General features: G+C 70.4%; 13 protein-coding genes and 2 pseudogenes. 11 read left to right on the forward strand and 4 right to left on the reverse strand.

What is annotated here, in order from left to right; genetic code table 11:
- Positions 1–100 precede the first annotated feature (100 nt).
- The 10 genes and pseudogenes from VM95_RS35880 to VM95_RS35925 all read left to right on the forward strand — a co-directional run.
- Positions 101–394: pseudogene (locus VM95_RS35880) on the forward strand (fasciclin domain-containing protein); the annotation flags it as partial.
- 278 nt (positions 395–672) lie between these two features.
- The gene (locus VM95_RS35885; RefSeq protein WP_045705129.1) at positions 673–1,257 is read left to right on the forward strand and encodes a sigma-70 family RNA polymerase sigma factor; all 585 of its coding nucleotides are present in this window, start codon (positions 673–675) and stop codon (positions 1,255–1,257) included.
- Positions 1,254–2,000, forward strand: a complete 747-nt coding sequence (locus tag VM95_RS35890; protein WP_045705131.1) for an anti-sigma factor — start codon at positions 1,254–1,256, stop codon at positions 1,998–2,000. Before VM95_RS35885 ends, VM95_RS35890 begins: the two co-directional genes overlap by 4 nt.
- Positions 2,001–2,302: 302 nt before the next feature.
- Entirely contained in the window at positions 2,303–3,565 is a 1,263-nt protein-coding gene (locus tag VM95_RS35895) for an FAD-dependent oxidoreductase (protein WP_078861098.1), read from the forward strand.
- Positions 3,562–4,323 carry a DUF1365 domain-containing protein gene (locus VM95_RS35900; protein ID WP_045705133.1) on the forward strand — a complete coding sequence of 254 codons (762 nt, stop codon included), beginning with the start codon at positions 3,562–3,564 and terminating at the stop codon, positions 4,321–4,323. Before VM95_RS35895 ends, VM95_RS35900 begins: the two co-directional genes overlap by 4 nt.
- Entirely contained in the window at positions 4,287–5,606 is a 1,320-nt protein-coding gene (locus tag VM95_RS35905; RefSeq protein ID WP_045705135.1) for a class I SAM-dependent methyltransferase, read from the forward strand. Before VM95_RS35900 ends, VM95_RS35905 begins: the two co-directional genes overlap by 37 nt.
- Positions 5,603–6,871 (forward strand): SAM-dependent methyltransferase, encoded by a 1,269-nt coding sequence (locus tag VM95_RS35910; protein ID WP_045705137.1) that lies wholly within the window; start codon positions 5,603–5,605, stop codon positions 6,869–6,871. The genes VM95_RS35905 and VM95_RS35910 overlap by 4 nt, the downstream gene beginning before the upstream one ends.
- A 56-nt stretch (positions 6,872–6,927) precedes the next feature.
- Complete coding sequence (locus tag VM95_RS35915) at positions 6,928–7,662, forward strand: DUF1295 domain-containing protein (protein WP_078861104.1); 735 nt, start codon at positions 6,928–6,930, stop codon at positions 7,660–7,662.
- Positions 7,663–7,832: 170 nt separating this feature from the next.
- A complete protein-coding gene (locus tag VM95_RS35920) occupies positions 7,833–8,453 on the forward strand; it encodes an alpha/beta fold hydrolase (protein ID WP_341846054.1) in 621 nt (206 codons plus the stop codon).
- Between the two features lie 121 nt (positions 8,454–8,574).
- Positions 8,575–8,952 (forward strand): DoxX family protein, encoded by a 378-nt coding sequence (locus tag VM95_RS35925; protein ID WP_045705143.1) that lies wholly within the window; start codon positions 8,575–8,577, stop codon positions 8,950–8,952.
- On the opposite strand, the gene VM95_RS45745 is transcribed toward VM95_RS35925, so the two are convergent.
- From VM95_RS45745 to VM95_RS35930, 3 genes are read right to left on the reverse strand one after another with little or no spacing between them, the layout of a single operon-like run.
- A complete protein-coding gene (locus VM95_RS45745) occupies positions 8,835–9,335 on the reverse strand; it encodes a PAS domain-containing protein (RefSeq protein ID WP_157882285.1) in 501 nt (166 codons plus the stop codon). The genes VM95_RS35925 and VM95_RS45745 overlap by 118 nt on opposite strands.
- Entirely contained in the window at positions 9,319–9,456 is a 138-nt protein-coding gene (locus tag VM95_RS43475) for a hypothetical protein (protein WP_167352993.1), read from the reverse strand. The genes VM95_RS45745 and VM95_RS43475 overlap by 17 nt, the downstream gene beginning before the upstream one ends.
- A gap of 14 nt (positions 9,457–9,470) precedes the next feature.
- Positions 9,471–9,782, reverse strand: a complete 312-nt coding sequence (locus VM95_RS35930) for a hypothetical protein (RefSeq protein WP_157882286.1) — start codon at positions 9,780–9,782, stop codon at positions 9,471–9,473.
- Positions 9,783–10,362: 580 nt separating this feature from the next.
- Here VM95_RS35930 and VM95_RS35935 point away from each other — a divergent pair.
- Positions 10,363–11,759: pseudogene (locus VM95_RS35935) on the forward strand (UDP-N-acetylmuramoyl-tripeptide--D-alanyl-D-alanine ligase).
- A 192-nt stretch (positions 11,760–11,951) separates the two neighbouring features.
- Here VM95_RS35935 and VM95_RS35940 read toward each other — a convergent pair.
- Positions 11,952–12,315, reverse strand: a 364-nt coding sequence (locus tag VM95_RS35940) for a zinc-binding dehydrogenase (protein ID WP_157882287.1), incomplete at its 5' end; no start/stop codon positions are given.

Here is a 12,315-nt window from a genome sequence, read left to right on the forward strand (position 1 = left end):
CCCGCAGACGGCATGGATCAACGACCCCAGCAAGCGCAGGGAACCCGCACCACAAACCTCATAGCGTCACGACCGTCTCACTGGACTTGAAATCTTCCGCTTCGCGCCGACCAACGACGCCTTCGCCAAGATCCCGAAGGACACCCTGGACAAGGTGCTGGCCGACAAGGCCATGCTCACCAAGATCCTCACCTACCACGTCTCGCCGAGCCGCCTGTCGCCCGACATGCTGGCTGGCACCCAGAAGTCCCTGCAGGGCGCGCCGCTCAACGTCACCGGCTCCGGCCAGGACTTCACCGTCAACGGCAACGCCAAGGTGCTCTGCGGTAACGTCCACACGGCCAACGCGACCGTCTACATCATCGACACCGTCCTGATGCCCCCCACCTCCTGACCCGCCTCGCGGGCCGTGCCGGTTCCGGAAGGGAACCCGCGCGGCCCGCGTGTTCACCAGCGGGCATGAGCTGGGCGGTGCCTGTCGCGCGGCAGGATCGTGTCGTCGCCAATCCGCTGCACCCACGGCTCCGAATGGAGTGTGCCCGCGTTTGTCCGACTGTTGCCGCCCGTGTTCACTCTGGAGGTCTCCATGCGCATCTGCCATCCGACCGGCAGGCTCGTCTGCTGCCCGTCGCATCAGGCCGGATGCGCTGCCGACTGCTGCGGGGGGACCTGGTGAACAGGGTGGTCCACCTGGACGCCCCGCAGTGGCGCGGTCCCGATCTGCAGGAGCTGGTGTCCAAGGTCGCGCTCGGCGAGCAGGACGCCTTCGGCCAGCTCTACGATGCGGTCGCCGGACGAGTCCTCGGTCTGGTGCGCCGAGTCCTGCGTGATCCTGCGCAGTCCGAGGAGGTGGCGCAGGAGGTCCTGCTCGAAGTCTGGCGCACCGCCTCCCGGTATCAGCCCGAACGCGGTGAGGTGATGTCCTGGGTTCTGACCATCGCGCACCGCCGCGCGGTGGACCGGGTGCGCTCCGCCCAGGCCGCGAGTGACCGCGAGCAGCGGGTGGCCTCCCAGGCGTACGCTCCAGCGTTCGACGAGGTGGCCGAGCAGGTTGAGGGGCGCCTGGAGCGCGAGCAGGTTCGGCGTTGCCTGAAGACGCTGACCGAGCTGCAGAACGAGTCCGTCACTTTGGCGTACTACCGAGGCTTCTCTTACCGGGAGGTGGCCGACATGCTCAACGTCCCGTTGGGCACCATCAAGACACGCATGCGGGACGGGCTGATCCGGCTGCGCGACTGCCTGGGGGTGGGATCATGACGATCGCGGCCGATCTGCACACGTTCACGGGTGCCTACGCGCTCCATGCGCTCGACGCTGCGCAGAGCGAGGCGTTCGAGCGGCATCTCCTCCAGTGCGAGGCATGTGCGGTCGAGGTGGAGGAGTTTCGCACGACCATGGCCCGCCTCGGCTCGGCCGAGGCCGTGGTTGTGCCACCGGAGATGAAGGCCAGGACGCTGGCGGCGACCTCCACCATCCGTCAGTTGGCCCCGCTGACCTCCGATTCGGATCGCGACGGCGGATCGCGCTCGAAGTCCGCCCGCCGGTGGCCCCGGTTCGCGCTCGCGGCATCGATCGCCGCGACGGCGGCCCTTGGCGGCATCGCCATCGAGCAGCACCAGGCCGCACGTCAGGCAACGATACGGGCCGATCAACTGCATTCTGAGCAAGCAAGGTTGAGTGCTCTTCTCACTGCGCCGGACACGCGGACCGCCACCGGGCGGACCGGAGCCGGTGTCGGCACCATCGTGTGGTCGCAGAGCCGGGGCGAGGTCGGCTTCCTCGCCCAGGGGCTGCCCGCGCTGGCCTCCGGCAAGACCTACCAGCTGTGGTTCAACGACGCGGGAACCATGCGCCCGGCAGGCCTGCTGCCCTCCTCGTCCGGTTCGCTCGTACTGACCGGGCAGATCCACAGCGCGGTGGGCGTCGGGCTGACGGTCGAGCCCGCGGGCGGCTCGCAGCACCCGAGCGGGCAGCCGGTGCTGCTCCTGCCGCTCCGCTGAACGCCACTGCGCGCCGGTCCGATCAGGTGACAGCTACGCCGGCCCGGCGGGATAGCTGCGGTGTCGAAGACCAAGCGCGGGTCGTGATCACCCTCGACGGGACGCGGCCCGCCTGCTTGTTGTCTTTGAACCGTTCGGAGCAATCCGTCCCCGGCTGCGCTCCGAACGATGAGTGAACGCTGGAAGTGACGGCCTGATCCGCATGGCCGGCCCGGCGGATCGGAGGCAGGCTCGTGACCGTATCCCCACCGGCATCGACGGCGGCCCGCCACAGCCTGCCGGCCAGCTCCCCCGCAAGGCGGGTGGCGGTGGTGGGGGCCGGTGTTGCGGGGCTGACGGCTGCGTACGAGCTGCAGCGCGCCGGGGTGCGGGTCGAGCTGTTCGAGGCGAACGACAGGCTCGGCGGGCACGCGCACACCCAGCAGGCAACCGGCGGGGACGGACGCACCGTCCCCCTCGACACCGGATTCCTGGTCCACAACGAGCGGACGTATCCGCAGCTGATCCGGCTCTTCGGGGAACTCGGTGTCGAAACCCGTGAGAGCGACATGAGCATGTCGGTGCGGTGCCAGGGATGCGGTCTGGAGTACGCGGGCGCCCGTGGACCGGCCGGCCTGTTCGCCCAGCCCGGCGCCCTGCTGCGCGGCCGGTACCTGCGGATGCTGGCCGAGGTGCCCCGGTTCCACCGGGCCGCCAGGCGCCTGCTCGCCGACCCGGATGCCAGTGATCCCTCCCTGCGCGAGTTCCTCGCCGCCGGCGGCTACTCGCGCTACTTCGTCCACCACTTCATGAATCCGGTGGTCTCCGCCGTGTGGTCCTGCACACCGGACCTCGCGGGCGCGTACCCAGCCCGCTACCTCTTCGCATTCCTGGACAACCACGGCATGCTCAGCGTCACCGGCTCGCCGCGCTGGCGCACCGTCGTGGGCGGCTCACACACGTATGTGGAGCGGATCGCGCAGCGGATCACCGCCGTGCACCGCTCGGCGCCCGTCCGTGCGGTGCACCGCCACCTGGACGGGGTCGTACTGGTCACCGAGGACGGGCGGCGCGCCGAGGCAGACGCGGTCGTCGTCGCGACCCACGCCGACCAGGCGTTGCGCCTGCTGGCGGACCCCACCCGCGCCGAGTCCGAGGTGCTGGGCGCCTTCGGCCACTCCCGCAACCCCACCGTGCTGCACTGCGACGCCTCCCGGCTGCCCCGCGCCGTGCGCGCCCGAGCCTCCTGGAACTACCTGATGACCAGTTGTCAGGGCAGCGCCGACAGCGTCCAGGTCAGCTACCACCTGAACCGCCTGCTCGGGCTTCAGACAGCCGAGGACTACCTGGTCACCCTCAACGAGGACCGCCACCTGCCCGTCCCATCCGAGCACATCGTCTCCCGGACGGTCTACGAGCACCCGGTCTATACCCGCGAGAGCGTCGCCGCTCAACGCCGCTTGCCCGAACTGACCACCGGACGAACGGCGTTCGCGGGCGCCTACCACGGCTGGGGCTTTCACGAGGACGGCTGCCGCTCGGGCGTCCAGGCCGCCCGGGCGCTGCTCGGGGTGAGCGCGCCATGACCGACCCGTTGCCCGGCCCCTGGGGCGCTGCCCTGTACGAGTGCCGGATCACCCACGTGCGGACCACACCGCTGCGGCACGCGTTCCAGCACCGCACCTACCTGTGGCTGGTCGACCTCGACAGGCTGCCGCGCCTCCCGGCCCTCCTGCGGCCACTGGCCCGCTTCCGGGCTGTGGACCATCCCGGCGAGCCAGGCCTGACAACGCGCCAGAACCTGGACCGCTACCTGGCCGGCCAGGGCGTCGACCTGGCCGGCGGACAGGTGTTGATGCTGGCCCAGGCGCGGTCCCTCGGCCATGTCTTCAATCCGTTGACCGTCTACTGGTGCCACGACCCCGGCGGCCGCCCTGTGTGCACGATTGCCGAAGTGCGCAACACCTACGGCTCGCACCACCGCTACCTGCTCCACCCCGACCCTCGGGGACGTGCCGAGGTCGCAAAGGAGTTCTACGTCTCACCGTTCTTCCCCGTCGACGGCCACTACCGGATGACCCTGCCGCCACCCGGCGCCCGCCTGGATCTGACCATCCACCTGGAACGCGCCACTGGCCGTGCCTTCACCGCAACCGTGCACGGAACCCGTCGCCCGGCGAACCCGACCCAGTTGCTACGCGCTGCCGTGACTCACCCCTGCTCCACCCTCGCCGTCACCCTGCACATCCGACTTCAAGGCATCCGGCTACTGATGCGTGGCCTTCCCGTCCACCCGCGTCCCCGTTCATGCCGAGCACACGACGAAAAGGTGCCCCTCTCGTGACCCAGCAAGCAGCCACGACTACCTCGCCGCGACTGGCCATCGACCCGCGACTGTGGCCCGACGTTGCCCGAGTGCCCCGGGTGCCGGTGCGCGCGGCCGTCGCCGAACGGCTGCTGCGACGCATAGCCCGGCACCGCGGCCTGCGCGTCGAACTGCCCGGCGGCCGGCTGCTCGTCCCGGCACCTCCCTCGACTCCCGTGCTGCGCCTGCACCGGCCCCAGGACTTCCTGCGCCGCGTCGGCGCCACCGGACTGATCGGATTCGGGGAGTCCTTCCAGGCCGGCGACTGGGACTCACCCGACCTCGTCGCCCTGCTGACCGTCCTCGCCACCGCCCCCGAGACGCTCGTCCCCACCGGCGCGCAGTGGCTGCGCCGGCTGTACGCGCAGCGGCCGCCGGCGGCCGAGTTGAGCACGGCGGAAAACGCCCGGCGCAACATCCACCGCCACTACGACCTGTCCAACGACCTGTTCGCGCTCTTCCTCGACCCCACCATGACGTACTCCTCGGCGGTCTTCCCGACCGGCCGCGACGGCCGGCCGGTCGCGAGCGCGCCGGGCCTGGCCGACGCGCAGCACCGCAAGATCGACCAACTGCTGGACCTCGCGCGCGTCGGCACGGGAAGCCGGGTGCTGGAGATCGGCACGGGGTGGGGCGAACTCGCCGTGCGCGCCGCCCGGCGCGGCGCCCGGGTGGTCACCCTCACCCTCTCCGAGGAGCAGCTGGCGCTGGCCCGCCGCCGTATCCAGCAGGCCGGTGTCGCCGACCGCGTCGAGGTACGGCTGTGCGACTACCGCAGCGCCGCAGGCCAGTTCGACGCGGTGGCCAGCGTGGAGATGATCGAGGCGGTCGGACGGCCCTTCTGGCCCGCCTACTTCGCCACCATCGACCGGGTCCTCGCACCCGGCGGGCGCACCGCCCTGCAGGCCATCACCATGCCGCACGAGCGGATGCTCGCCAGTAGCGCCACCTACACCTGGATCCTCAAGTACATCTTCCCCGGCGGTCAGATTCCCTCCGTCGAGGCCATCGAGGACAGCACGGCCCGCCACACCAGCCTGCGGGTCGAGAGCACTCGCGGCTACGGCGAACACTACGCCGAGACCCTGCGCCTGTGGCGCGAGCGATTCACCGAGCGCGCCGACGAGGTCGCCGCCCTCGGCTTCGACCAGGTCTTCCGGTGGATGTGGGAGCTCTATCTCGCCTACTCCGAGGCCGGGTTCCGCACCGGCTACCTCGACGTCCAGCAGATCCTCCTCACCCGCCCGGGGGCTACACGATGAGCGCCGCCCCGCAGCTCGCCGCGCTTCTGACCGAAGTCCTCGACGCGCCGCCCCCGTTCCGGATCCGAGCCTGGGACGGCTCGACCGCCGGGCCGGCAGGCGCTCCCACCGTCGTGCTGCACCACCGGCGCGCACTGCGCAGGTTGCTGTGGCAGCCCGGCGAACTCGGCCTCGCCGACGCCTACATCAGCGGCGAACTCGACGTCGAGGGCGACCTGGCGCACACGCTGAGCCAGGTGCGAAGCTCACTCGCCGGGCACAAGCCGGTGCGGCCGTCCGCGCACCACTGGCCCCGGCTCCTGGCCTGCGCCACCCGGCTCGGGGTCATCGGGCCGCGCCCGGCACCTCCCCAAGGACGGGCGCGGACCCGCGGCACGCTGCACAGCCGCGCCCGGGACAGCGCCGTGATCAGCCACCACTACGACCTGTCCAACGAGTTCTACGCTCTGCTGCTCGGTCCGGCGATGGCGTACTCCTGCGCCTACTGGACGCCGAAGAGCGCCACCCTGGAGGAGGCCCAGCACGCCAAGTTCGACTTGATCTGCCGCAAACTCGGCCTTGAGCCCGGAGCCCGCCTGCTCGACGTGGGCTGCGGCTGGGGCGCACTCGCCGTACACGCCGTCAGGCACTACGGCGCCCAGGTCACCGCGGTGACGCTGTCCGGGCATCAGCACGCCTTCGCCACCGCGGCGGTAACCGAGGCCGGGCTCGCCGATCAGGTGACAGTCCGTCACCAGGACTACCGCGAGATCGCCGACGGGCCCTACGACGCGATCAGTTGCGTCGAGATGGGCGAACACGTCGGCGACCGCCAATACCCCGCTTTTGCCCGACGCCTGCACGGCCTGCTTCGTCCCGGAGGCCGGCTGCTCGTCCAGCAGATGTCCCGCACCTCGACGGCGCCGGGCGGCGGCGCGTTCATCGAGACCTACATCGCCCCGGACATGCACATGCGCCCGGTCGGCGAAACCGTCGGCCTGCTGGAGGCCGCAGGCCTGGAGGTGCGCTCTGTCGAGGCCATGCGCGAGCACTACGCCCGCACCATCGACGCCTGGCACAAGACCCTCCAGGAGCGCCGCACGGACTTCGCCGCCCTGGTCGCAGAGCCCACGGTGCGGCTGTGGCAGCTGTACCTGGCCGGCAGCTCGAACGCGTTCACCGAGCGGCGGATGGGCGTAGACCAGATCCTTGCGGTCCGCCCGACCGCCGACGGCCGAAGCGGCGCCCCGGCCACCTCCGCCCACTGGTACCAGGAGCCGGCGTGAACGCCACCGCCTTCGCCATCAACCTGGCAGCCGCCCTCGCCGCGGCGCTGCTGGTGATGCTGACCGCCTTCGCCATCGGCGTCCGAACCGGCCGCCACCGAGGGGTTGACGTCGCCTGGGGGATCGCCTTCACCGCCGTCGCACTGACCGGCTACACGCTGTCGGCCGGGTACGGCGACCCGGGCCGCCGGCTGCTCGCCACCGCGCTGGTGACCGTATGGGGACTGCGCCTGTCCGCCCACATCTGGCGTCGCTCCACAGGCACCCCCGAAGACCCGCGCTACGAACGGATGCTCTCCCAAGCACCCGCCGGCCGGCGCACAGCCTACGCGCTGCGCATGGTGTACCTGCCGCAGGCCGCCATCGTCTGGTTCGTCTCGCTGCCGGTTCAAGCCGCCCAGTACCTGACCCCGCCGCTCGACCCGCTCGCCTGGGCCGCACTCGCGCTGTGGACCGTCGGGCTGTTCTTCGAGGCGGTCGGCGACTGGCAACTGGCCCGCTTCAAGGCTGACCCGGCGAACCACGGGTCGGTGATGGACCGCGGCCTGTGGCGCTACACCCGCCACCCCAATTACTTCGGCGACGCCTGCGTCTGGTGGGGCCTGTTCCTGCTCGCCGCCGACACCCCGACCGGCTGGGCCTTCATCCTCAGTCCCCTCCTGATGACCTACCTCCTGGCATTCGGAAGCGGAAAACCCCTGCTGGAGCGACAACTCACCTCCAGCAAACCCGGTTGGGACGCCTATGTCTCCCGCACCAGCGGCTTCCTCCCACGGCCGCCACGACACTGAGCACCGGCCAGGCCGGCACTCCGAAGAACAAGCCACGACCCGCAGCCCACAGCCCACAGCCCACAAAGGACCGTATGCCGATGACGGCCCACCCATCGCGCAGCAGGCGCGCCCCCACCGGGAGTCCGCTCCAAATTCGCCGCCACCCGGCCAGCCCCAGAACGGCCGTACTGCTTCTCCACGGAGGCCGAGCGGACGGCCTCGCGCCGCCAACGTGGCTGAACCTGCCGGACCGTCGCCTGCGCCTCTTCGGAACTGCCCTGCTACGGCAGTTGGGGGATCAGGACACCTTGCTCGCCTGCGTGCGCTACCGCCACCGCGGCTGGAACGGGCACCACGCCCACCCCGCACAGGACGCCCGGGACGCTCTCGTCGAACTGGCCGACCTCGTCCCCGCCATCCCGGTGATACTCGTCGGCCACTCGATGGGCGGCCGAGCGGCGCTCGCGGTGGCAGGGCATCCGGCGGTGCGCGGCGTCATCGCCCTCGCTCCCTGGTGCCCACCGGGCGAAGCAGTCGCCCACCTGCGCGGCAAGACACTGGCCTTCCTCCACGACGAGACGGACAGGGTCACCTCCGCGCACCAGACCTGGGACTTCGCCGACCGCGCTGCCGCCTCAGGAGCCCACATCCACACCGTCCCCATGCGGCACGGCGGCCACACCATGCTCCACGGCGCTCGCCGATGGCACCGCCTGACCGCTGACTTCGCCACCGCCATCCTCGACCCTGATTGGCGTGCGCCCTGGTCAACGCTGGCACAGCTGTCACTGAGAACCGGCGGGGCCTGAGGGCATCCGAGACTCAGCTCTCCGATCTGTGCGTCACACCGGGTTCCCATCGCGGAGAGCCTGGCACTACCATCCGGTAACATCTCCCGGCTCGCGGGACACTCCCAAGAAACGAGCAACGATGACGGCATCGCAGAGGTCCGCAACGCTCCTGAGCGGCCTGCTCATCGGGGCCGGTGCGGCGCACTTCGCAGCGCCCCGCCAGTTCGACGCCATCGTGCCGCGCTCACTTCCCGGCAGCCGCAGGACCTGGACCTACGCCAGCGGGTTCGCCGAACTCGCGGTCGGAGCGGCGGTGGCGGTGCCGCGCACGAGGGCATTGGGTGCGCTGGCCGCAGTGGGGTTGTTCACCGCCGTCTTCCCGGCCAACGTCAAGATGGCCTACGACTGGCGCCACCGATCAACGCGGCTGCGTGCAATCGCCGTGGCCCGGCTCCCGCTCCAGGCCCCGCTGATCCTGTGGGCGCTTAAGGTTAGTCGAGACGCGCGTAGGCGATGACCGCCAAGCGGCGGCGCGCCTGATCGGCCTGGCGGTCGGCGCGCTGCTGCTCGGTGACGTCCACCGCCGACAACACGACCCCGGGCACCCCCCGCCGGATTCCTCCGTGCGGTAGTAGAAGACCAGCCACGCGTGCTCGGCCTGCGGGCAGCCCGGGTGTGGCTAGTGGCGAAGGGGTCGAGCAGCGGTGCTCCGTCCGCCAGGACCTGGCGCATCGCGTCCTCGATGGCGTCGGTGTCCTGGGACGGCAGCATCGCACGCACGGCCAAGCCCAGGTGCTCGGCGGCGAGCAGGCCATTGATGTGCTTCAGCGCCAGGTTGACCAGAAAGGAGCGCAGCCGGGTGTCCAGCACGCTCGTGCCGTACTTAATGCTGCCCAGCACCGCCGGTCCCAGGAAGTGCGATGGTGCCCGGATTTTCAAGGTCAATCAACTCGACTGGCGTTTCGAGCCGGTAGGTGTCGCTCTTGGGCGGAAACTGGGTGACCTGCGCGACGAGGACCATCGGTTCCTTGGCGGTCAGGATGGGCGGTGCTCCCCCTGCAGTCTTCTCGAAGCTGGCGGTGAATGAGAGGACATCGCGCTGCTCGAATTCGGGGGGAAGCTCTGGCTCATGCGCAGGCGGCTCTTGGGGTCCACGTCGACGTCGTTCTGCTCCAGGGTGACGGTCATGCCGTCCGCCTGGGCGGACATCCTGAATCCGATGACGCGCAGCTTCACGCTGCTGATCGGATCGTTGGGGTCGACGTCGACGCGTTCCTTGATCCGGCCGCTGAAGGCGAGGGCGAGAGTGTTGCCCTCGTATTCGAGCTTGGCGTCGATGGCGAACATGGAACAGGGGATCTCCATGCCGATGGGCGGCAGCAGGGGAATTGGTCTGGATCCTTGGTCGTCGTTTCCGCCCACGATCGCCGATCTGAGCCTGAAGGTTCGGTAGGCAGTCGGGATCCTCACTCCATCAGGTGTCTTCTTTCCCGACCGCGTTTGAGAATGCAGCTTCCGACGGCTGACCAGGTTCTGGTATTCGCTGCGCCAGGGAGTGGTGATGGCGCCCTGCGCAGATGCGTTCCCAGCTGTATCCACGATCTCCGCCGCCTGCGGCGAAGGTGGCGGACCAGTAGGGCCGAATCAATCCAGGGGCCGGCCTGGCATCAATCCTGAGCGCCCAATCCGGGAGGAATAACCCCGTGTCTTGGTAGCGGCGCCACCGGCCTGACCGATCCGAGTGCTGCTGCTCACACGTCCAGCTCTTCGACGCCGGACACCTCTCAGCGGCGATAAGGGGCGTGCGGAGATCACCATCCGCACAGGTGACGGCGCCGCCGCAGGCGGACGCGCCGCTGCGGCACCGGCCCCGGGGACGGTAGCGTCCCCAGTGACCAGGTCTTCCGAACCTCCGAGGAGCACCACCGTGATTCCCATGACCGTCGCTCAGATCGCCGGTGTCGTCGGCGGCACTCTGCACGATGTGGTTGACACGGATGTGCAGGTCACGGCTGGGATGGACTACGACTCGCGCGATGTGCGGCCGGGCGGGATCTTCCTGGCGCTGGCCGGCGAGCGCGCCGACGGGCACAACTTTGCCGCCGATGCTGTGCAGGGCGGAAGCGCGCTGGTTCTCGCGGCCAGGCCAGTGGGTGTCCCCGCAGTTGTCGTCGACGACGTCCTGGCCGCGGCCGGCACCCTCGCCTCGCAGCTGGCCGCCCGCCTGGCGGCGCGGTTCATCGGGATCACCGGCAGTAGCGGCAAGACCAGCACCAAGGACCTGACCGCCCACGTGCTCACCGCCGCCGGGCCCACCATCGCCACGATCGGCAGCCACAACTCCGAGATCGGCACCCCGGAGACCGTCTCCCGCGCGGACGAGACGACGCGGTTCCTCGTGCTGGAGATGGGTGCCCGCGGTATCGGTCACCTGCGGCAGCTGACCGCCATGGTCCCGCTCGACATCGCCGCCGTACTCAACGTCGGCACCGCCCACCTGGGCGAGTTCGGCAGCCGGGACGCCATCGCCCGGGCCAAGGGCGAGCTGGTGGAGGACCTGCGGCCCGAAGGTCTCGCTGTCCTCAATGCCGACGATGCGGCCGTGCGCGCGATGGCCTCGCGCACCCGGGCACGCGTCGTGCTGACCGGCCGTGACCTGCAGGCGCACATCCGGGCCGAGCACGTCGAACTCGACGACAGGGGCCGCGCCCGCTTCAAGCTGGTCACCCCCGAAGGCCGCGCCGACGTCGCGCTGCGCCTGGTCGGCGAGCACCACGTGGCCAACGCGCTGACCGCCGCCGCCATCGGCCGCGAAGCCGGCCTGGACGTAGACCTGCTCGCCGACCGGCTCTCCACCGCCCGCCCCGCGTCCCGGTGGCGGATGGAGGTGACCGAGCGCCCGACGGCGTGACCGTCGTCAACGACGCCTACAACGCCAACCCCGACTCCATGCGCGCCGCCCTCACGGCCCTGGCCGCCATGTCCCACGGCCGACGGGCCATCGCCGTGCTGGGCGAGATGCGCGAGCTGGGAGCCGACAGCGAACGCGAGCACGCCCGGCTCGGCGAGCTGGTCGCCGAGCTCGGCATCCCGCACCTGATCACCGTCGGCCGCACGGAAGCCCGGTGCATCGAGCAGGCAGCCCGGCACGGCGGCGTCGACGCCGTCCACGTCGCGGACCAGGACGCCGCCTTCACCGAGCTGCAGCAGCGGCTGCGGCCCGGCGACGCGGTGCTGGTGAAAGCCTCCCGCGACGCCAACCTGCAGACCCTCGCGGAGCAGGTCGCCCGGGCCGGCGCCGATCCGCGCGATCACGTAGCGTGACCAGATCGGGTCGGCGAGCGCGGCGACCGAACGGTCGTACGACCCGGAGGAAAACCGGGCACCGCGCCCGGGACGGGAGTGCAAGCCGAAGTAACCACCGGGTCCGGCTCGTCGAAGGCGGCCGGGGAGAGGTGCCCCGCGTAGGTCCGCGTCAGCCAGGGCCGGTCCCGATGGACGTTCATGCCGGAAGCCTCACTCGCCCCGAAAGCGGTTGATGGCACCGATGTGCTGGGCGCGCAGCTCGTGGTCGGTCACGCCCAGGCCCTCCTCGGGGGCCAGGCAGAGCACGCCGACCTTGCCCTGGTGCTTGTTGTGGTGCACGTCCAGGGCGGCCTGGCCGGTCTCTTCCAGGGAGTAGACCTTGGACACGGTGGGGTGGATCTTGCCCTTGGCCACCAGGCGGTTGGCCTCGAAGGCCTCGCGGTAGTTGGCGAAGTGCGAGCCGACGATGCGCTTCAGCGACATCCACAGGTAGCGGTTGTCGTACTGGTGCATGTAGCCGGAGGTGGAGGCGCAGGTGACGATGGTGCCGCCCTTGCGGGTGACGTACACCGAG

The sequence above is a fragment of the Streptomyces rubellomurinus genome (genome assembly GCF_000961885.1).
Lineage (GTDB): Bacteria > Actinomycetota > Actinomycetes > Streptomycetales > Streptomycetaceae > Kitasatospora > Kitasatospora rubellomurina.

Coding starts and splice junctions, on each gene's coding strand:
- VM95_RS35930 (WP_157882286.1), bottom strand. CDS start 9,782: ATGTTCGCCATCGACGCCAAGCTCGAATACGAGGGCAACACTCTCGCC.
- VM95_RS35915 (WP_078861104.1), top strand. CDS start 6,928: ATGCTGACCGCCTTCGCCATCGGCGTCCGAACCGGCCGCCACCGAGGG.
- VM95_RS35900 (WP_045705133.1), top strand. CDS start 3,562: ATGACCGACCCGTTGCCCGGCCCCTGGGGCGCTGCCCTGTACGAGTGC.
- VM95_RS35925 (WP_045705143.1), top strand. CDS start 8,575: ATGACGGCATCGCAGAGGTCCGCAACGCTCCTGAGCGGCCTGCTCATC.
- VM95_RS35910 (WP_045705137.1), top strand. CDS start 5,603: ATGAGCGCCGCCCCGCAGCTCGCCGCGCTTCTGACCGAAGTCCTCGAC.
- VM95_RS35890 (WP_045705131.1), top strand. CDS start 1,254: ATGACGATCGCGGCCGATCTGCACACGTTCACGGGTGCCTACGCGCTC.
- VM95_RS43475 (WP_167352993.1), bottom strand. CDS start 9,456: ATGGTCCTCGTCGCGCAGGTCACCCAGTTTCCGCCCAAGAGCGACACC.
- VM95_RS35905 (WP_045705135.1), top strand. CDS start 4,287: ATGCCGAGCACACGACGAAAAGGTGCCCCTCTCGTGACCCAGCAAGCA.